Below are 19,396 nucleotides of genomic sequence, written 5' to 3'. Positions count from 1 at the left end.
CGGAGTATTACAAACGCGTGCGGCCCCGAGACGGCGAACCGCCCGAGCCGAGGTGGGTCCCCCGCATCCTGAACGGACCGCGGGCGACGCCTCGGCTCGGGCGTCTCGTCTCGTGGCGGCGTCAGGCGCGCGCGGCGAGGGCGCCGGCGCGCGCCGCCTCGAGCGCCTGGGCGAGGTCGGCCGTGAGGTCGTCGACGTTCTCCAGGCCCACCGAGAGCCGCACGAGGCCGGGCGTGACACCGGCGGTGAGCTGCTGCTCGGGGGTCAGCTGCGAGTGCGTCGTCGACGCCGGGTGGATGACGAGCGAGCGCACGTCGCCGATGTTGGCGAGGTGGCTGAAGAGCTTCAGCGAGTTCACGAACGCGCGGCCGGCGTCGACGCCGCCCTTCAGCTCGAACGACAGCACGGCGCCCACGCCGTGGGGCGCGTAGCGGTTGGCCGCCTCGTACCAGGGCGAGCTGGGCAGCCCCGAGTAGCTGACCGAGGCGACATCGTCGCGGGCCTCCAGCCACTCGGCGACCGCCTGCGCGTTCTGCACGTGCCGCTCGATACGCAGCGAGAGGGTCTCGAGGCCCTGGATGAGCTGCCACGCGTTGTTGGGCGCGATCGCCGCTCCGAGATCGCGAAGCAGCTGCACACGTGCCTTCGTGATGTAGGCGACGCCGTCGCCGAGCACTCCCGTGTAGCTGACACCGTGGTACGAGGGGTCGGGCTCGGTGAGGCCGGGGAAACGGTCGGCGTGCTGCGACCACGGGAATCGTCCGCCGTCGACGATGGCACCCGCGATCACGGTGCCGTGGCCGGCGAGGAACTTCGTCGCCGAGTGCACGACGATGTCGGCGCCGTGCTCGAACGGGCGGATGAGGTACGGGGTGGCGATCGTGTTGTCGACGATCAGCGGCAGCCCGTTCTCGTGGGCGATGTCGGCGACGGCTTGGATGTCGAGCACGTTCGCCTGCGGGTTGCCCACCGTCTCGGCGAAGAAGAGCTTCGTGTGGGGTCGCACCGCGGCGCGCCACGCCTCGGGATCGTCCTGGTTCTCGACGAAGGTCGTCTCGATGCCGAGCTTGGCCAGCGTGTACTTGAAGAGGTTGTACGTGCCGCCGTAGATGGCGCTCGATGCGACGATGTGGTCGCCCGCCTGTGCGATGTTCAGCACGGCGAAGGTCTCGGCCGCCTGACCGCTGGCCACCAGCAGCGCGCCCGTGCCGCCCTCCAGCGCCGCGATGCGCTGCTCGGCGACGTCCTGCGTCGGGTTCATGATGCGCGTGTAGATGTTGCCGGTCTCGGCGAGGGCGAACAGGTTCGCCGCGTGGTCGGCGTCCCGGAACACGTACGCCGTGGTCTGGTACAGCGGCGTCGCGCGCGCCCCGGTCGTCGGGTCGGGCTGCGCGCCGGCGTGGATCTGCTTGGTCTCGAAGCGCCAGTTCTCGCTCATGATGCGTCCTCGTATCTCTCGTGCGCGGCCTTCCTCCGGTCGCACAGGCGACGCTACGGTGTCGGCGAGCGGGCGGCAACGGGCGGGAAACGCGACGTCACAATCCCCGTCCCGCGCCGCGATACCGTGGAGTCATGGCGAACAGACGCGCGGTCGTGACCGGGGCGAGCTCGGGGATCGGCGCGGCGACCGTGAGGGCGCTGCGCCGCGACGGATGGGACGTCGTCGCCGTCGCGCGACGGGCCGACCGCCTCGACGCGCTCGCCGCCGAGACCGGGGCGGAGCCGTTCGCCGCCGATCTGACGTCGCAGGCCGACGTCGACGCTCTCGCGGCGCACCTGGCGACGGGCCCCCTCCACGCGATCGCGCACGTCGCCGGAGGGGCGAAGGGCACCGACCGTGTGGAGGACGGTGCGGCCGCCGACTGGCTGTGGATGTACGAGGTGAACGCCCTCTCGGCGCAGCGACTCGTGCAGGCGCTGCTGCCGCAGCTGCGCCGCACCGCCGCGGACGGCGCCACGCACGCCGACCTGTTGTTCGTGACCTCCACCGCCGCGCAGGCGGCGTACCCGGGCGGCGGCGGCTACAACGCCGCCAAGGCCGCTGAGAGCATGCTCGTGCACGCGCTGCGGCAGGAGCTGAACGGCGAGCCACTGCGGGTGGTCGAGATCGCCCCCGGCATGGTGCACACCGAGGAGTTCACCCTCAATCGCACCGGCGATCCGGGCGCCGTGGAGGCGCTGTACGCCGACGTGGACGGTCCGCTGCGAGCCGAGGACGTCGCCGACGTCATCGCCTACGCCCTCGGAGCCCCCGGCCACGTCAACCTCGACCTCGTGACGATGCGTCCGGTCGCGCAGGCGGCGCAGCACATGCTGCACCGCGGTCCGCTCGCGCCGCGGCGGGGGTCGCGCGCATGACGGCGCAGCGCGAGACGCTCACCTGGCAGGGCTTCGGCGACGCCACGCGCGAGCTGTCGCGCCGCATCGTGGCCGACGGCTTCCTCCCCGAGGTGGTGGTGGCGATCGCGCGGGGCGGCCTGTTACCCGCCGGCGCTCTGGCATACGGTCTCGGCGTGAAGAACTGCGGCGCGATCAACATGGAGTTCTACACGGGCATCGGCACGGTGCGCGACGCGCCGGAGGTGCTGCCCCCGGAGCTCGACATGGACTACCTCGACGGTCGCCGCGTGCTGCTCGTCGACGACGTCGCCGACTCGGGGCGCACGCTCCGCATGGCGGTGGACCTGCTGGCGGAGAAGGGGGCCGTCGTGCGTTCGGCGACGATCTACACGAAGCCGTCCACCATCATCCAGCCCGACTACGCGTGGCGCGACACGGACCTCTGGATCGACTTCCCCTGGTCGGTCTCGGGCTCCGTGATCGAGGAGGACGCCGGCCTCGCCCCGACGGCGTGAACATGCCGGGGATGACCCTGCCGCAGCTGGCGGAGGCGGGCCTGATCGACAGCGGCTGGGCCGACGCACTCTCGCCGGTCGGCGGCGACATCGCCGCTCTCGGCGACCGCCTGCGTGCGGAGGCCGCAGCGGGGCGGCCGTACCTGCCGGCGGGGGAGCGCGTGCTGCGCGCCTTCCAGCGCCCGCTCGCGGACGTGCGCGTGCTCGTCGTCGGCCAGGATCCCTATCCCACCCCCGGTCATCCGATCGGCCTGTCGTTCGCGGTCGAGCGTCACGTGAGGCCGCTCCCGCGCAGTCTCGCGAACATCTACCGCGAGCTCGAGGACGACCTGGGCATCCCGCCCGCCCCGCACGGCGACCTGTCGTCCTGGGCCGACCAGGGCGTGATGCTGCTCAACCGCGTGCTCACGGTGCGTCCGGGCGCGCCCGCCTCCCACCAGGGGTGGGGCTGGGAGCGCGTGACCGAGCACGCGATCCGCACCCTCGCGGCCCGCGGCGGCCCGCTGGTCGCGGTGCTGTGGGGCAACCAGGCCCGCTCGCTCGCGCCGCTGCTCGGAGACGTCCCGCGCGTGGAGTCGGCGCACCCGTCGCCGCTGTCGGCCAGCCGCGGCTTCTTCGGATCCCGCCCCTTCTCGCGCGTCGACGAGCTGCTGCGCGCCCAGGGCGCGGGTCCCGTCGACTGGCGCGTGAACTAGACCGCCGCCCGCGGCAACGTTCCCGTCGGGCGGCAGCGAAAACCGCTTGCCGGCGGGCAACAAGGTTGCCGCGCGCCGTCACGGACGGATGCCGTGTTCGAGCAGGAAGCGGCGGAAGCGCTCGCGGGTGGCGATCTCCGGCCATCCCCAGCGCAGCATCCGCTTGCCCGTCGCGGCGCGGACGCGGTCCTCGCGGCGCTTCTCATCCCACACGACCTGCTCGGCCGACCGGGCCCCGCGCATCCCGGCGTCGAGATACTTGGCCGCGCCGTCGAACTCGCCCAGGATGCCGGCGAACTCCAGGTCGACGACGTACACCGAGCCGCCCGCGGCCACGGCCACCTGCACGCCGATGCCGCGGAATCCCAGATCGTGCAGGTGCAGCCGGCTCACGCTCTCGCCGGGCGACTCCGCACGCGGATCCGCGAGCCCGATCACCTCGCGGGCGCGGCGGATGCCCGGGGCGCCGCGGGCGTCGTCGGCGAGGGCGAGCGCGTCGCGTCGGAGCGCCTCCGCCGCGCCGATGTCGAGCGCGCGGGTCCCTGGGATGAGCCCGACGCGGCGGAGGGCGGCGTCCGCGCACGCCAGGGCGGTGGTGCGGCGAGTGCAGCGCGCGACGTCCAGCACGGTTCGCGCCAGCGGGGTCACCCGGAGCCCCGCGAGCTCGACGGAGCATCCGTCCCAGCGGTCGCGGTGGCGAAGGACGGCCGCGTTGGACCCGCCGGATCGCGACTGCCTGGCCATCACGTGCGCGCGGTCGGCGTCGTGGTCGACGAGCGGGAGACCGTGGAGTGCCGCTGCCGTGGTGTGGGAGAAGACCGGCGCGAACCGCGCGGCGGCATGGGCCGCCTGGGCCAAGGCGCGTTCGTGCGCCTCGGCGTAGCCGGCCGACCAATCGGCGGCGTCGGCGCAGAAACCCCGCCTGATGCGACGCAGCGCGCCTTCGCGCACCGCCGCCCGGATCGCGCGGTCGCTCAGGCCGTCGGCGGCCAACAGTCGGCGCGGGGTCGGGATCATGGGCCCCAGCATGCCCGCGGACGCCCCGCTGGCGAGGATGCCTGTGGACTCTCGCCGCGCGGCAACGTTTGTGCCGCGCGGCAGCGAGAAATGCTTGCCACGGGACGGGAGCGTTGCCGCGCGGGGATGCGGCAGCGCGAGATGCTTGCCGCGCGACCGGATCGTTGCCGCGCGGGGGCGCGGCGGCGAGCGCGTAATCTGAGTGCATGCTCGACGAGTCGTACGAGAGGCGCCGCAGGAACCACCTGCGCACCCGGCAGGCGGGCGACGAGCGCCCGTTCTCGTACGAGATCCGCGCCGCACGGCTCGAGGACATCCCCGACATCCGGGAGATCTACAACTACTACGTCATGAACTCGGTCGTGACGTTCGACGAGAAGCGCTGGACGCACCGGCAGTGGGTCGAGAAGTTCGAGCACCTGCGCAAGCTGGGCCTGCCCTTCCTCGTGGCCGTCGCCCCGACGGGGCAGGTGCTCGGCTATGCGCTCGTCTCTCCGTGGGCCGGCAAGTCGGCGTTCCGCTACACCGTGGAGAACTCCGTCTACCTCGGGCAGGCCGCCACCGGGAAGGGACTCGGTCGCGCGCTGCTCGAGGCGCTCATCGAGGCCTGCGAGGAGGTCGGGCTGCACCAGCTCGTCGCGGTCATCAGCGACAAGGGCGCCGAGGCCTCGATCGCCCTGCACCGCAAGCTCGGCTTCGTCGAGGTGGGGCGGATGGGGCGCGTCGGCTTCAAGTTCGGCCGCTGGCTGGGCACCGTGTATCTGCAGAAGCAGCTCAAGCCCCGCAAGAAGCCGGGCGTGCTGTCCCGCATCTTCGGGCGAGGCACGTCGGAGCAGCCTGAGAACGCGGCGGACGAGCTCAGCGGCGACGCTCCTGCCCGCTGAGCGGCGCTGCGCCGCGGCGGCCGAGGCGGTGAGACGTCAGCGGCGCGGCTGGACCGCGGCACGCGGGGCGACGGGCGCCGGCTGCGTCAGCAGCGTCGGCAGATACGACAGCGGCACGGCGGGGGAGACCAGCTGCTCCCACGGCCAGCGGTCACGCGCCTCCGCGAGGTAGGCCACCGCCTCGGTGAGGTGCCGCGGCTCAGCGCCGAGGACCCCCGCGACGGAGAGCCGCCGCTCGACGAGCCGGGCGGTATCGAGCGTGAGCGGTTCGGCGGCGGCACGCGCGCCGACGAGCGCGAGCGTGCCGCCGATCGCGAGCGCATCGAACGCGGGGGCCGGCGACATCCGGAACACGATCGCGATGTCGACATCCGGCAGGGCGGCGCCGGGGGCGACCGCCTCGGTGGCGCCGAAGGCGCGGGCCATGGCGCGGCGGGAGGCGTCGGGATCGACGGCGACCACCGTGGAGGCGCCGCGGTCGGTCGCCACGGCCGCGGCGGTGAGGCCCAGCATGCCGGCGCCCCCGACGAGCACCCGCGCGCCGCGCATCGGGCCGACGACGTCGAGCGCGGCCATCACCGTGGCGGCGGCGCAACCGGCGGACGCCGCGACGGCGTCGCACAGCACGTCGGGCACGCGCGCGACGGCGGCGCCGCGCGGCAGCAGCAGGTGCGCCGAGAACGACCCGGACAGCGGCCACCCGCCGTCGACGGGTTCCTCTCCGAACCGGCGCAGCATACGACAGGCGGACGTGCGGCCGCCGCGGCAGCGGTCGCACCGGCCGCACGAGACGGTGGGCGCCCACACGACCCGATCCTTCACGCCGGCGGGGGCACCCGGACCGGCCGCGATGACGCGTCCGATCCCCTCGTGGCCCAGCACGCGCGCGGGGCCGGAGGTCGGTGTCGTGCGGTCGGAGGCGCACACGGTCGCGAGGTCGACTGCGACGAGCAGCTCACCCTGGCCGGGTTGCGGCAGCGCGAGGCGCTCCACCGAGACCATGCCGTCGCGCACCACGGCGGCGGCCGTGGTGCCGGTCGTCACCTCGCGTACGCTCACGCCGCCACCCCCTCGCTCGCCGACCGCGTCTCCCCAGGGTCGCCGCTCGTGCGGAACGCACCCGGTATGTCGGGTGAACGCGAGGTGAATTGCACGGATCGGATTCCCGACCCGGCCCGATGCGGGCGGGGCTCAGATCGTCGGGATCGACGCGAGCAGGCGGCGCGTGTAGTCCTCGCGGGGGCGCCGCAACACCTCGGACGTGGGACCGGACTCGATGACCGCGCCGTCCTTCATTACCACGACCGTGTCGCAGAGGTTCTGCACGACGCCGATGTCGTGCGACACCATGACGAGCGTGAGGCCCTCGCGCTCGCGCAGCCCGCGGATCAGTTCCAGGATCTGTGCGCGCACGGTCACGTCGAGCGCCGACAGGGGCTCGTCGCCGAAGAGCACCTGCGGTCGGTGGGCGATCGCGCGCGCCAGGGCGATACGTTGGCGCTGTCCGCCAGAGAACTCGTGCGGATGCCGCGCCGCCGCCTCGGGGTCGAGCCCCACGTCGGCGAGCACCTCCCGCACGCGGGCCCGGTGATCGCCGTCGACGCCCAGCGCCCACAGCGGCTCGGCGACGATGCGCTCGACGGTCATGCGTGGATCCAGCGACGCGTACGGATCCTGGAAGACGATGCCGGTCATGCGGCGCAGCCAGTGCAGCGAGCGGGCCGAGGCCCGCGCGTCGACGGCCCGGCCGTCCACCTCGACCGTGCCGGAGGTGGGGCGGTCGAGCCCCAGCAGCAGACGCACGAGCGTCGACTTGCCCGACCCCGACTCCCCGATCACGCCGACGGCCTCGCCGCGCGCGATCTCGAGGTCGGTCGGCTGCAGGGCCGTGGTGACGCGGCGGGGCGAGAAGGCGGTGAGCCGCAGCGCCGCGTACTCCCGGCTCAGGCCGCTGGCCCGGATCAGCACCTCGCTCATGCGCTCGCGCCCCCGTCCTGTTGCGCGCCGCCCCGCCACAGCGTCGCCGTGGCATCGCGGAGCAGCCCTCGCGTCACCGGGTGCTCCGGCGCGGTCAGCAGGCGGGGCACCGGCGCGGACTCGACGACGCGGCCGTGCTCCAGCACGATCCCCTCGGTCGCGACCTTCGAGAGCACGGCGAGGTCGTGGGTGATGAACAGCAACGACATGCCGGCATCGTCGACGAGGCCGAGGAGCAGATCGAGGATCTCCGCCTGGATCGTCACGTCCAGTGCGGTGGTGGGCTCGTCCGCGATGAGCAGGCGCGGGCCGCATGCGAGCGCCATGGCGATGGCGACGCGCTGGCGCTGCCCGCCGGAGAGCTGATGCGGGTAGCGGTGCACGATCGACTCCGGATCGGGCAGCCGCACGCGCGCCGCCTCCGAGACCGCGATGCGCCGCGCCTGCGCGCGCGAGACGCCGCGGTGAATCCGGACCGCCTCGGCGATCTGCCTGCCGACGGTGCGGATGGGGTTCAGCGCCGTCTGCGGCTCCTGGAACACCATCGCGAGCTGATCGCCCCGCAGGCGCGCGAGGTGCCGCTCCGGCATGCCGAGCAGTTCCGCGCCGTCCCAGCGGACCGATCCGGTCGCGGCGGCGCCCTCGGGCAGCAGCCCGAGGATCGCCAGCGCGGTGAGGGACTTGCCCGATCCCGACTCGCCGATCAGGCCGACGCGCGACGCGTCGGGCACGTCGAACGAGACGCCGTCCACCACGCGCCGGCCGTCGATGTCGATCGTGAGGTCACGGACCTCGAGGCTCACGCGACCACCCCCGGCGTGGTGTGCGGGATCCGTTGACGGTCGCCGTGACGCAGCGTGGGATCGGTCGCCTCGCGCAGCGCGTCGCCGAGCAGGTTGAGCGCCAGCACCGTGAGGGTGATCGCCAGGCCCGGCCACAGCACCGACGTGGGGTGGAGGGCGATGTAGCGCTGCAGCTCGCTCAGCAGCAGCCCCCATGACGGCTCCGTCACCGTCGCGCCGAAGCCGAGATACGACAGGCCCGCCTCGGCGAGCACCGCCACGGCCATCCCCCACGACAGCTGCACGATGAAGATCGGCGCGACGTTGGGCAGCAGGTGCCGCGTCAGGTTCTGCCACGGCGTGAGCCCGGCGGCGCGGCCCGCGAGCACGAAGTCGCTGCGCTGCACGCGCCGCAGCTCGGGCCGGGTGACGCGGGCGATGTTGACGCCGAACCCGATGCCGACCGCCCAGACGACCACCCACAGCGAGCCGCCCCACACCGACGAGATCATCATCGCGATGAGCAGGACGGGGAAGGCGATGAGGATGTCGATGAGCACCGCGACGGCCTCGCGCGTCCAGCGGGGGGTGAGCGCCCCGAGCGCCGCGAGGACCAGGCCGAACAGCGTGGCGACGAGCCCGGCGCCGACGGCGACGAAGACCGTGGTGCGCGCGCCCACCATGAGCAGGCTCAGCACGTCGCGCCCGGTGTTGTCGGTTCCCAGCAGGTGGGGCCAGCTCGGGCCGGCCCAGCGGGCGCTGGTGTCGACGGCGCGCGGGTCGAACGGCGTCCAGAACAGCGACACGACGGCCGTGGCCGCGACCGCCGCCACCACGAGGAGCCCGAAGCGGCCGGTGCTTGAGCGCCAGAGCCTCGCGAGCGCGCTCATGTCGCCTCCCGCTGCCGGGGGTCGACGGCATGGTGCAGCAGGTCGACGAGGAACCCGATGACGAGCACGAAGCCCGTGAGCACGAGCAGCTCGCCCTGCACCTTCTCGAGATCGCGCGCGCCGACATCGGTCACGAGCATGCGGCCGATGCCCGGCAGGTTGAACACCTGCTCGATGACGACGGCGCCCACGATGATCCCGGCCACCTGCACGCCCAGCACCGTGACGACCGACAGGCCGACGCTCGGCAGGCCGTGGCGCACGAGCGCTCGCGTGCGGGTGAGGCCCTTCGCCGCTGCGGTGCGAACGAAGTCCTCACCCATCGCCTGCAGCGTCGCGCTGCGCACGAAACGCAGCAGCACCGCGCCCTCGACGATGCCGATGGTCAGGGCGGGCAGGATGAGCGACCGGAGTGCCTCCCCCGGGGTGGACCAGCCGGTGCGGGTGGGGAAGCTCTGGGAGGGCAGCCAGCCGAGGCCCACCGCGAAGACGACGACGAGCATCATGCCCGCCCACACCACAGGCACGGCGGCCAGGCCCTGGGCGATCACGCTGATGGCCGTGCCGGAGGCCGTGCCGCGGCGAAGGGCGGAGAGCACGCCGAGCGGCAGCGCCACCAGCAGGGCGACGAGCAGGGCGAGCAGCCCCAGCGGCACGGTCACCTCCGCCTTGCGGACGAGCTCGTCGGCCACCGGCGCGCCGGTCAGGAAGGACGAGCCGAGATCGCCCCGCAACACTCCGGCGATCCAGTCCGCGTACTGCGTGAGCAGCGGGCGGTCGAGCCCGAGCTCGGTGCGGATGCGTGCCGCCTGCTCGGGGGTGCCGTTGGTGCCGGCGATCAGTTGCGCCACGTCGCCGGGCAGCACCCTCAAGGTCAGGAAGATGATCGCGCTCGCGACGACGAGGCCCACCGCGAGCAGCAGCAGCCTCGTCAGCGCGTAGCGGATCACGTTCGCTCCCCGTCCGCCGTCAGCCCGCGAACGTCACGCCGGCCAGCGGCAGGCGCGTGCTCGTGGCGTCGGCGGGGAAGCCCTCGACTCCCGGGGCCACCGCGACGATGTCGGCGCGGGTGTAGAGCCAATCGGCCGGGTGGTACTCCGCGACGATCCGGGCGGCCTCCGCCAGCAGCTGCGCCGACGCGTCCGGATCGGTCTCGCGCATGGCATCGGCGTACAGGCCCTGCACCTGCGTGAGGACCTCCTCGTCCGAGATCGCGTAGTAGTAGTCCGGGTCGGTCCAGGTGTCGAAGTCGCGCGGTTCGACGTGGTTGACGTAGCTGAGCTCGTAGTCCTGGTTGGTGTACACGTCGTTCAGCCACGTGGAGAACTCGACCGGCTCGACGCTCAGCTGAACGCCGATCTCGTCGAACGCACCCACGAGCAGGGTGGAGACCGTCGTGCCGTACACATTCGGGATCGTCAGCTCCAGCTCGATGTTCTCCGCACCGGCCTCGGCGAGCAGCTCGCGCGCGGCCTCGGGGTCGTAGCCGACGACGTCCGACAGGTCCTCGTAGCCCGGGTCGAGCTCGGGGATCGGGCCGAACTGAGGGGTGCCCGCGCCGACCGTCTCGACGATCGCCTGATGATCGATCGCCATCCGCAGCGCCTCCCGCACGCGGGGGTCGTCGAGCGGCGGCGCGGCGTCGTTGAAGGCGAGGATGAACTTGTCGGTCGTGAGCCCCTCGCTCACCTCGAAAGAGCCCTCGAGCTCCGGGACGAACTCCGGGTCGACGGCCGTGATCGCGTCGAGGGATCCGTCCAACCCGGCGTTGACGAGCGCGGTGGCCTCGGGAATGTACTGCAGCACCACCTCCGCGACGCCCGCCGGGTCGCCCCAGTACGCGTCGTTGCGCGCGAGCGTCACGTGGTCGCCGTCGACCCACTCCGCGACCGTGAACGGTCCGGTGCCGTTGGCGGCCGTGCGGAGGTCTGTCTCGTCGCCCTCGTCGAACACGAGGCCGGCGCGCCCCGCGAGCGCGAAGAGGAAGTTCTGGTTCGGCTCGTTCAGCGTGATCACCACGGTCGTGTCGTCCGGCGCCTCGACCGACGCGACATTGGCGAGCACTGCATGATCGACGTAGGACTCGTCCGCCCGCACCGCTTCGAGGGACGCGACGACGTCCTCGACCGTGAGCTCCCCGCCGTCGTGGAACGTCACGCCGTCGGCGATCGTGAAGGTGTAGGTCAGGCCGTCGGGGGAGACCTCGTACTCCGTTGCGAGGCGCGGCACGACCTCGCCCTGCGGCGTGCGACTGACGAGGCCCTCGTAGACGTTGTCGATCAGGGCCTGCTCGAGCGCCGCTCCCGAGGTGCGGCGGATGTCGAGGTTGTCGGGCTCCAGGACGAGGCCGACTCGCAGCGTGGCGTCCGCATCGGGCTCGGTCGGTTCGGGAGAAGGACCGCTCGCGGAGCAGGAGGCGAGGGCGAGAGCCCCGGCGAGCACGGAGGCGATGGCTGCCGCGCGGATGCCGCGGCGAGGAGTGAGCGACATGGTGTCCTTTCGGGGGAGCGCGTCAGGCGACGCCCTCCGGTGCGGTCGAGGAGAGCGTGGAGCGGATGAGCGCGGCGAGAGCGTCGGGCGCGACCTCCTGCACGTTGTGGGGAGCCTCGAGCTCCACGACATCGGCCTGGGGCAGTCGGGATCGGAAGCGGTCGAGGGCGGCAGGCGAGACGAACCCGCGGGTGCCGCGCACGAGCGTGAGGGGCGCGCGCACCGCCTCGAGGTCTGCCCAGCGCTCGCCGTCGTCCGTGCGTGCTGCCGGCGCGAGGGCCGAGGCCGCGATGCGGGCGAAATGGTGCTTCCACTCCACCGTGCCGTCGGGCAGCACGCGCGAGTTCAGCACGACGCCGCGTCGGGCCTGCTCGCGCCCGCCGCCCAGTCCGAACGCGACGACATGGTCGAGCAGGTCTTCGCGGGAGGGGAAGGTGAGGCGCTCGTAGAAGCGGCGCAGCTCCGCGGGGCCGGATTCGTCGATGCCCGGGACGATGTCGACGAGCATGACGGCGCGCACGAGATCGGGCCGGGCGGCGGCCACCGCGGCGGCCGTGGCACCGCCGAGCGACTGGCCGACGAGCACGACGGGGCCGGCGGCCCACTCCTCGATGCCGCGGACGACGTCCGGGGCGAGCAGGCGCGGCGCATAGGCGGCGTCGTCGCGCCACGACGAGTCGCCGTGCCCCGGCAGGTCGATCGCCACCGCCGGCGCGCCCAGGGCCAGCACCGTCGCGTCCCACGTGTGGGCGTTCAGTCCGGCGCCATGCAGCAGTACGACGCGCGGCGCACCCTCGCCGAGCGCCACGCCGCTCAGCACGCGGCCGTCGGGCAGGGTGAGGTCGAGCCGTCGGGCCGCCGGCACGGCGACGCCGAGGTCGGCCGCCTGCTGCGCCAGAAACGAGAACTCGTCGATGTCGTCGTGGCGCGGGCTGTCAGAGCTCACAGCGGGTCCCTTCGTGGCTGGCCGTGAATCGCTCCATTGTGATGCCAGCACGTGCTCGCGTGGAAATCGCGGATCAATCTGCCACATTTCGGCGCGTGAACATTAGGCGAAATGGCACCGAATCGGTCGCTCTAACGTGCATACTGATTTCGGCCTTCCTGCGGCACGCGCGCGGTACTGTCGTCCCAGGCGTCCACGACGGCCGCAGAGCGAGGAGGATCGATGTCCGAGAAGCGCGTGCACCTGTCGAAGGCGGCGCCGGCGGCGTACCAGGCGCTCGACGCCTTCGCCGACACGGCGGCGCGGATCGCGCGCGAGAACGGCGTCGACGAGCGCATGAAGGAGCTCGTGTTGCTGCACTGCTCGCAGCTGAACGGCTGCGCGTACTGCGCGCGCGTGCACGCCGACCGCGCCGCGAAGGCGGGGATCACGTACGACGACCTCGCACAGCTGCCGGTGTGGCGCGAGTCGGGTGTGTTCTCGGAGCGGGAGCGTGCGGCGCTCGAGCTGGCGGAGGCGCTCACCTTCATCCACCGCGGCGGCGTCTCGGACGACGTCTATGACCGCGTGGGCGCGGTGCTCACCGAGCCGGAGTACGTGGGCGTGAGCTGGCTCGCCGTCCAGATCAACGCGTTCAACCGCATCGTCATCGCCGGTCGCTACCCGGTGCCGCCGCGTCCCTGATCCGCGCCGATCACAGGTCGTCGAGCAGCCGCCGCTGCTCGACGGTGAGACCATCGCGCAGCTCGCGCCGCCCCGCCTCCGCGGCCGGGTTCGGTCCGGGCGCCGCGGGGGGCGCCTGCGGCGCGCCGCCCGTCGCGCGGTCGTACAGCGCGCCGGTGTGCGCCTCGATCCGGTCGTCGACGACGTCGTAGATCGCCCACCCGATCAGGAGGATGAACGGCGGCAGGATCCACCCGCCGAAACCGCCCGCGTCTGAGCCGGAGAAGAGGAGAGTCACGACCCAGATGCCGAGCGCGACGAGGTAGACCACGGCGTACTCGGTGAGGCGTTCGCCCATCCCGGCGCGGCGGGCCATCCCCGCCGTCGCGCCCCGGAAGACCCTCGCCAGCAGGGGCTTGAGGAAGATCGTCGCGAGCGTGAGGATCACCGCCGACCACAGCGCATTCCAGCCCACGCGCGCCGGCGTCAGCCAGCCGGCCACCAGCAGCACGAGCACGTTGAACGCGTACATGCTCCCGAAGCGCACGACCCAAGCCCTCATGACGTCAGGATGTCACGCCCCGCTCGCCGCTTCCAGCGAGGGTCAGCTCTCGGCGTGGCGCTCGAGGAACTCGAAGACCGTGCTGTCGTCGACGCCCGGAAAGGTGCCGCGCGGCAGCGGCGTGAAGATGTGGGTGTGCACGCGCGCGCTCGGCCATGCCTTGCCGCGCCAGCGGTCGGCAAGCTCGTTCGGCGCGCGACGGCAGCACGACTCGTCGGGGCAGGTGGACGTGGCGCGATTGTGGGTCTCGCGCCCGCGCCACCACCGTGCGTCGTCGAACGGCACGCCCACCGTGATCGAGAAGTCACCGTCGTCGCGCGACCCCGTCTGCGTCGAGCACCAGTAGGTGCCCGCCGGGGTGTCGGTGTACTGATAGTGCTCGGTGGTGCGGTTCTGCTGCTCGAACGCGTCGCGTGCGGAGAACTTGCGGCACACGATCTGGCCCTCGATCGATCCGGTCACGTCCTCGGGCAGCGGCAGGCCGTCGTTCTCGTAGACGCGCTCGATCTGGCCGGCCGACCCGACCCGCAGGAAGTGCAGCGGCATGTCGAAGTGGGTCGTCATGAGGTTGGTCATGCGCATCGCCGCCGCCTCGTGAGTGACGCCGAAGGCGTCACGGAAATCCTCGACGGCGAGATTGCGGTCCTTCTTGGCCTGGTTCAGGTAGGCCACCGCCGCGGTCTCGGGCACGAGGCAGCACGACGCGTAGTAGTTGATCTCCAGACGCTGCTGCAGGAAGTCGGCGTAGTCGGTGGGCGGCTTGTGCCCCAGCAGGCGGTGGGCCATCGCCTGCAGCGCCATCGACCGCAGACCGTGGCCGCCCGGGATCGACGCCGGAGGCAGGTAGATGCGGCCGTTCTCCAGATCCGTGATCGATCGCGTGGCGGCCGGCAGGTCGCTCACATAGATGAGCTCGAACCCGAGCTGCTCCGCCATGATGCTGACGGTGCGGTGACTCAGCGCGCCGGCCGTGTGGCCCGCGGCGGCCAGCTGCTTCTCCGCGAGCCTCTCGATCTCGGGCAGGTAGTTGTTGCGCTCGCGCATGCGCAGCCGCAACTCGGTGTTGGCGCGGCGCGCTTCCTCGGGGGTGGCGATCGCCTCGCTCTCGCGGCGCTGCAGTTCCCGGTGCAGTCCGAGGATCGACTCGATGGTCTCGTCGCTGATCGACTTCGTCACCCGCACCGGGGGGATCCCGAGTTGGCGGAACACGGGACTGGACTGCGCCCGTTCCAGCTCGAGCTCCAGCGCGGCGCGGCGATTGGGCGGCCCGCCCGAGATGAGGTCGGCGACGCTCGTGCCCGTCGCCTCGGCGATGGCCTGCAACAGTGAGAGCTTCGGTTCGCGCTTTCCGTTCTCGATGAGGCTCAGCTGGCTCCCCGCCACTCCCACCGCCGCGCCCAGCTCGTCGAGGGTGAAGCCCTGCTGGGTGCGGTAATGGCGGATGCGGTGGCCGAGCGTGCGCAGCTCGAGCCCCTTCGAATCGGGCGCCGGAGTCATTCCTTGAGCATATCTAAAGATCGTGAAATCTTTCGGTGGCTTTCGCCGGTAAGCGGCCGCGAAGGGCGCTCATCCTGGAGTTACCCCCTCGTCCATTCAGCGAAGGAGCTCACGTGACGATCGACACGCACCCCGCCCCGACGGCCTCGGCGACCGCCCCGGCCGTCGCGGGTCCCGGCATGGCCGAGCTGCTCGCCTGGGTCGACGAGGTGGCCGCCCTCACGCGGCCCGATCGCATCCGCTGGGTCTCCGGCTCCGCCCAGGAGCACGAGGAGCTGCTCGCCGAGATGGTGGAGCGTGGCACCCTGCTGCGGTTGAACGACGCGAAGCGGCCGAACTCCTTCCTTGCTCGCTCCGATCCGGACGACGTGGCGAGGCTCGAGTCGCGCACCTTCATCTGCTCCACACGGGAGGAGGACGCCGGCCCGACCAACAACTGGGTCGCTCCCGACGACATGCGCGCCACCCTGAGCCCCCTGTTCGAGGGCTCCATGCGCGGACGCACCATGTACGTCGTGCCCTTCTCGATGGGGAAGGTCGGCGGTCCGATCTCACAGCTGGGCGTGCAGCTCACCGACAGTCCGTACGCGGTGGCATCGATCGAGATCATGACCCGCGTGGGCGACGAGGTGGTCGAGCTCATCGCCGAGGGGACGCCGTTCGTGCGCACCGTGCACAGCGTCGGCGCACCGCTCGTCGAGGGGGCGGACGACGTGCCCTGGCCCTCGAACCCCGAGAAGTACATCGTCCACTTCCCCGACTCGCTCGAGGTGTGGTCCTTCGGGTCCGGCTACGGCGGCAACGCGATCCTCGCGAAGAAGTGCTACGCGTTGCGCATCGCCTCGGTGCTCGGGCGCGACCAGGGCTGGATGGCCGAACACATGCTGCTCATCCGCGTGGTCGATCCGCAGGGGCGCGCCTTCCACGTGGCCGCAGCGTTCCCGTCGGCCTGCGGCAAGACGAACCTCGCCATGCTGCGCCCGACGATCCCCGGATGGAGTGTGGAGACGCTCGGCGATGACATCACCTGGATCCGCCCCGGCGAGGACGGGCGTCTGTGGGCGATCAACCCCGAGGCGGGGTTCTTCGGCGTCGCCCCCGGCACGGGCGCTGCGACGAACGTCACGGCCGTCGAGACGCTGCGGCGCGATGTCATCTTCACGAACGTTGCCCTCACGGACGACGGCGACGTGTGGTGGGAGGGCCTGACCGACGAGCCGCCCGCGCACCTCATCGACTGGCGCGGCGACGACTGGACGCCGCAGTCCGGGCGCCCCGCGGCGCACCCGAACTCGCGCTTCACGGTCTCGGCCGCTCAGGCGCCGTCCATCGCGGCGGACTGGGAGGAGGCCGTGCCGCTCGATGCGATCCTGTTCGGCGGCCGCCGCGCGACGAACGTGCCGCTCGTCGTGGAGGCCTTCGATTGGGAGCACGGGGTGTTCCTGGGATCGACCATCTCGTCCGAGCGCACGGCCGCCGCCGAGGGAACCGTGGGGGAGCTGCGCCGCGACCCCTTCGCCATGATGCCGTTCTGCGGCTACAACATGGCCGACTACTTCGCGCACTGGGTGGAGATGGGCCGCCGGGTGACGGCGCCGCCCGCCATCTTCCAGGTCAACTGGTTCCGCAAGGGCGCCGACGGCCGCTTCCTGTGGCCGGGCTTCGGCGAGAACGCGCGCGTGATCGAGTGGATCGTCCGGCGCCTGACGACCCAGACCGGTGCCGTCGCCTCACCGATCGGGCGCCTGCCCGAACCCGGCTCGCTCAACCTCGACGGCATCGAGGTGCCGCCGCCCGATCTCGAAGAGCTGTTCGCCATCGACCCCGACTCCTGGTTGGCGGAGACCGACCTGGTCGAGGAGTTCTTCGACACGTTCGGCGACCGTGTGCCCGCCGAGCTGCGCGCGCAGCTGGCGGCACTGCGCCGCCGCCTCCGAGCCGCGAAGGCCTGACCGCACGCAGGTCTTCGCCCGCGAACCCGGACCGCACGCCGGGATCGCGGACACAGCGGCCCGCCCCCTCTCCGATCCGGGGGCGGGCCGCTTCTCTGCGCGGGTGGCGGGTAATGTCGGGGCGATGAGGTTGTGGTCGCTGCATCCGCGATACCTCGATCGACAGGGCCTGACGGCCTGCTGGCGCGAGGGTCTGCTCGCCCAGGCGGTGCTCGCCGGGGGCACCCGTGGCTACACGCGCCATCCTCAGCTCGAGCGCTTCCGCACCTGCCCCGATCCGTTGGGCGCCATCGGCGCCTATCTTGAGGGCGTGGCGAGCGAGGCCGATCGCCGCGGGTATCGCTTCGACCGCAACCGCATCCGCGCCGCCGCCGATTTCGAGGGGCCGCTCACGGTCGCCGACGGGCAGCTTCGGTTGGAGTGGGCACTGCTCCTGGCGAAGCTCGGCGCGCGCAGCCCCGACACGGCGACCGCCTGGCGCGGGCTGCGCGAGCCCGACCCGCACCCGCTGTTCGTGCGCGTGCCGGGTGGCGTCGCCAGCTGGGAGAGGGCGGCCTGGCCGTCGGGGGAGGACGCGAGCGGCCCCGTATGATGGGCAACCGAGGGGAGTACTCCCGTTCGCGGTCAGCCGTCACCACGGATGCGTCGTCGCATCCCGGATGACCGGCCCGGTCCTCACCGGGTGGAGGAGACCTTGACGTCCGGGCCGTCCCGGCGCCGTGTGCGCCGACGACCCCGCGGAAGGGAACCTCATGAGCAAGCTGTCTCGTTTCATCGGCATGGCATCGAAGGCCATCGACAAGGCCGCGTCCTCGAGCGCCGCGCCCTCGTCCGGCTCGCCGACGAACGGGAGGGCGTCGGGCGCCGACTGGCGCTCGGTGGTCCGCACCATCGCCGACACGGTCACCGGCGACGCCGGATCGGCGCGACCGGACGACCCGGCGGCCGGCGCGACGTCGTCGAACCCCCACCGGTCGCATCGGTCGGGCCGCGAGCAGGCGGTGCCGTCGGCGCCGGCCGGGTTCCGGCACGGGCTCGTGCCCCCTCCGGCCGGCGCGACGGACGACGGCCGCGCCGTCGCCCGCTACCAGTACCTGCTGCGCACGGCCGAGCCGCACCAGGTCGAGCAGATCCACCGCGAGGCGTTCGAGCGGCTGACGCCTGCGCAGCGCGCCGAACTCGAGGCGGCGATGCGCTCCGAACTCGACCCTGCGGAACAGCCTCGCACCGCGGCCCCGGCCGATCTGGCGCGGGCGGCGACTCGGGCCGAGGTCCGCCGGCCCGGGCGGTTGGCGGGCCTGCTGGCGCGCGCGGGACGGGGCGGGCGCGCGAGGGGCGCCGCCTCCGGCCTCGCCGGAGCGGGCGGCCTCCTCGCGGCGGTGGCCGGGGGCGCGGTCGCGACGGCAGCGGGCGGCCAGCTGATCGAGCAGGCCCTCGCCGGCGGCATCGACGTCGATGCGCTCGCCTCGGGCGTCGACCTGCAGGGCCTCGCGGAGGGCGTCGGTGCGGATGTGGATGTCGCCGGCATGACCGAGGGGATCGGCGATGTCGCCGCGGGAGCCGGGGAGCACCTGAACGGACTCGGCGACCAGGTGTCCGGCTGGGGCGAGCACCTCTCGAACCTGCGGATTCCGGGGATCGACGACCTCTTCCGTCCCTGACCCCTCACCCTCCGGGCCGGTGCTGCGCGGGGGAGGAGCGTGTCACCCGTGGTTGCCTCGCGCCGCTCGCCTATCGCGGGCCCCAGAACACCCCGAGGGTCCCCAGCGCGGGAGCGGCACTCCACACCGCGATGACCGCCAGGGCGGCGCAGGCGAGCCACAGCCACCACCGTCGCGCCGCGTTCGCCACGGCGAGCCCCAGCAGGACCGGGACCGCCAGCTCCAGCGCCGCGATCCCGAGCAGCATCAGCGGGAAGCCGGCGGACCCGCCCACTGCGCCGCCCGCGACGAGCGTCAGGGACGGCGCGATGGAGAAGAGGGTCCACAGCACGCCCACCGTCGCCACCGCCCACCCCGCGAGACGCCGCGCGGCCACGTGCCGAGAGCCCTCGCCGCCCGTCATGCGCACGCCCACCCGACGGGCGCGCCGCTCGAGGGCGGGCGGGGGACGTCACGCGGGGTGCGGGCGAAGGAGGTCCCCGGGCCATGCTGGCGGAAGACGCAGCCGGCGGACAAGCACCACGG

Annotated in this window: 20 protein-coding genes; 8 read left to right on the top strand and 12 right to left on the bottom strand. The window is 72.7% G+C overall.

Annotated features, from left to right (window positions below):
* Positions 1-121: 121 nt before the first annotated feature.
* The gene (locus N8N77_RS04640; RefSeq protein ID WP_261165017.1) at positions 122-1,438 is read right to left on the bottom strand and encodes a bifunctional o-acetylhomoserine/o-acetylserine sulfhydrylase; all 1,317 of its coding nucleotides are present in this window, start codon (positions 1,436-1,438) and stop codon (positions 122-124) included.
* Positions 1,439-1,572: 134 nt separating this feature from the next.
* Between N8N77_RS04640 and N8N77_RS04635 the strand changes: the two genes are divergently transcribed.
* Genes N8N77_RS04635 through N8N77_RS04625 form a run of 3 tightly spaced genes read left to right on the top strand, consistent with a single transcriptional unit; the run spans position 1,573 to position 3,550 of the window.
* Positions 1,573-2,358, top strand: coding sequence for an SDR family oxidoreductase (locus tag N8N77_RS04635; protein ID WP_261165016.1), 786 nt, complete (start codon positions 1,573-1,575; stop codon positions 2,356-2,358).
* Positions 2,355-2,855, top strand: a complete 501-nt coding sequence (locus N8N77_RS04630; RefSeq protein WP_261165014.1) for a phosphoribosyltransferase — start codon at positions 2,355-2,357, stop codon at positions 2,853-2,855. The genes N8N77_RS04635 and N8N77_RS04630 overlap by 4 nt, the downstream gene beginning before the upstream one ends.
* Positions 2,856-2,866: 11 nt before the next feature.
* Entirely contained in the window at positions 2,867-3,550 is a 684-nt protein-coding gene (locus N8N77_RS04625; RefSeq protein WP_396652779.1) for a uracil-DNA glycosylase, read from the top strand.
* 78 nt (positions 3,551-3,628) lie between these two features.
* On the opposite strand, the gene N8N77_RS04620 is transcribed toward N8N77_RS04625, so the two are convergent.
* Positions 3,629-4,567 carry a hypothetical protein gene (locus N8N77_RS04620; protein ID WP_261165011.1) on the bottom strand — a complete coding sequence of 313 codons (939 nt, stop codon included), beginning with the start codon at positions 4,565-4,567 and terminating at the stop codon, positions 3,629-3,631.
* Between the two features lie 206 nt (positions 4,568-4,773).
* On the opposite strand from N8N77_RS04620, the gene N8N77_RS04615 reads away from it, so the two are divergent.
* Positions 4,774-5,451: a GNAT family N-acetyltransferase gene (locus N8N77_RS04615; protein ID WP_261165009.1), complete on the top strand. Its 678-nt coding sequence runs from the start codon at positions 4,774-4,776 to the stop codon at positions 5,449-5,451.
* Between the two features lie 36 nt (positions 5,452-5,487).
* Here the strand turns inward: N8N77_RS04615 and N8N77_RS04610 are convergent, their stop codons facing one another.
* From N8N77_RS04610 to N8N77_RS04580, 7 genes are all read right to left on the bottom strand, one after another.
* On the bottom strand, positions 5,488-6,510 hold the full coding sequence (locus tag N8N77_RS04610) for an alcohol dehydrogenase catalytic domain-containing protein (protein WP_261165007.1): 1,023 nt from the start codon (positions 6,508-6,510) through the stop codon (positions 5,488-5,490).
* A gap of 132 nt (positions 6,511-6,642) precedes the next feature.
* Positions 6,643-7,428 (bottom strand): ABC transporter ATP-binding protein, encoded by a 786-nt coding sequence (locus tag N8N77_RS04605; protein WP_261165006.1) that lies wholly within the window; start codon positions 7,426-7,428, stop codon positions 6,643-6,645.
* A complete protein-coding gene (locus N8N77_RS04600) occupies positions 7,425-8,231 on the bottom strand; it encodes an ABC transporter ATP-binding protein (RefSeq protein WP_261165005.1) in 807 nt (268 codons plus the stop codon). Before N8N77_RS04600 ends, N8N77_RS04605 begins: the two co-directional genes overlap by 4 nt.
* Positions 8,228-9,100 (bottom strand): ABC transporter permease, encoded by an 873-nt coding sequence (locus tag N8N77_RS04595; RefSeq protein ID WP_261165004.1) that lies wholly within the window; start codon positions 9,098-9,100, stop codon positions 8,228-8,230. Before N8N77_RS04595 ends, N8N77_RS04600 begins: the two co-directional genes overlap by 4 nt.
* Complete coding sequence (locus N8N77_RS04590) at positions 9,097-10,050, bottom strand: ABC transporter permease (protein ID WP_261165002.1); 954 nt, start codon at positions 10,048-10,050, stop codon at positions 9,097-9,099. Before N8N77_RS04590 ends, N8N77_RS04595 begins: the two co-directional genes overlap by 4 nt.
* A gap of 19 nt (positions 10,051-10,069) precedes the next feature.
* Positions 10,070-11,590 carry an ABC transporter substrate-binding protein gene (locus N8N77_RS04585; RefSeq protein WP_261165001.1) on the bottom strand — a complete coding sequence of 507 codons (1,521 nt, stop codon included), beginning with the start codon at positions 11,588-11,590 and terminating at the stop codon, positions 10,070-10,072.
* 22 nt (positions 11,591-11,612) lie between these two features.
* Entirely contained in the window at positions 11,613-12,536 is a 924-nt protein-coding gene (locus N8N77_RS04580) for an alpha/beta fold hydrolase (RefSeq protein ID WP_261164999.1), read from the bottom strand.
* A gap of 222 nt (positions 12,537-12,758) precedes the next feature.
* On the opposite strand from N8N77_RS04580, the gene N8N77_RS04575 reads away from it, so the two are divergent.
* Positions 12,759-13,220 carry a carboxymuconolactone decarboxylase family protein gene (locus tag N8N77_RS04575; RefSeq protein ID WP_261164998.1) on the top strand — a complete coding sequence of 154 codons (462 nt, stop codon included), beginning with the start codon at positions 12,759-12,761 and terminating at the stop codon, positions 13,218-13,220.
* 10 nt (positions 13,221-13,230) lie between these two features.
* On the opposite strand, the gene N8N77_RS04570 is transcribed toward N8N77_RS04575, so the two are convergent.
* Both N8N77_RS04570 and N8N77_RS04565 read right to left on the bottom strand, forming a co-directional pair.
* Entirely contained in the window at positions 13,231-13,761 is a 531-nt protein-coding gene (locus tag N8N77_RS04570) for a hypothetical protein (RefSeq protein ID WP_261164996.1), read from the bottom strand.
* A gap of 42 nt (positions 13,762-13,803) precedes the next feature.
* The gene (locus tag N8N77_RS04565) at positions 13,804-15,258 is read right to left on the bottom strand and encodes a helix-turn-helix domain-containing protein (protein ID WP_261164994.1); all 1,455 of its coding nucleotides are present in this window, start codon (positions 15,256-15,258) and stop codon (positions 13,804-13,806) included.
* A 179-nt stretch (positions 15,259-15,437) separates the two neighbouring features.
* On the opposite strand from N8N77_RS04565, the gene N8N77_RS04560 reads away from it, so the two are divergent.
* From N8N77_RS04560 to N8N77_RS04550, 3 genes are all read left to right on the top strand, one after another.
* Positions 15,438-17,210: a phosphoenolpyruvate carboxykinase (GTP) gene (locus N8N77_RS04560; protein ID WP_261165615.1), complete on the top strand. Its 1,773-nt coding sequence runs from the start codon at positions 15,438-15,440 to the stop codon at positions 17,208-17,210.
* 124 nt (positions 17,211-17,334) lie between these two features.
* Positions 17,335-17,802, top strand: a complete 468-nt coding sequence (locus N8N77_RS04555) for a pyrimidine dimer DNA glycosylase/endonuclease V (protein ID WP_261164992.1) — start codon at positions 17,335-17,337, stop codon at positions 17,800-17,802.
* A gap of 160 nt (positions 17,803-17,962) precedes the next feature.
* Positions 17,963-18,871, top strand: a complete 909-nt coding sequence (locus N8N77_RS04550; RefSeq protein WP_261164990.1) for a cation-transporting ATPase — start codon at positions 17,963-17,965, stop codon at positions 18,869-18,871.
* A gap of 70 nt (positions 18,872-18,941) precedes the next feature.
* Here N8N77_RS04550 and N8N77_RS04545 read toward each other — a convergent pair whose 3' ends face one another.
* A complete protein-coding gene (locus N8N77_RS04545; protein WP_261164988.1) occupies positions 18,942-19,274 on the bottom strand; it encodes a hypothetical protein in 333 nt (110 codons plus the stop codon).
* Between the last annotated feature and the right edge of the window lie 122 nt (positions 19,275-19,396).

It is taken from the genome of Microbacterium sp. Marseille-Q6965, assembly GCF_946151065.1.
In the GTDB taxonomy this organism is placed as follows: domain Bacteria; phylum Actinomycetota; class Actinomycetes; order Actinomycetales; family Microbacteriaceae; genus Microbacterium.
This window is presented reverse-complemented; position numbering and strand designations above follow the sequence as displayed.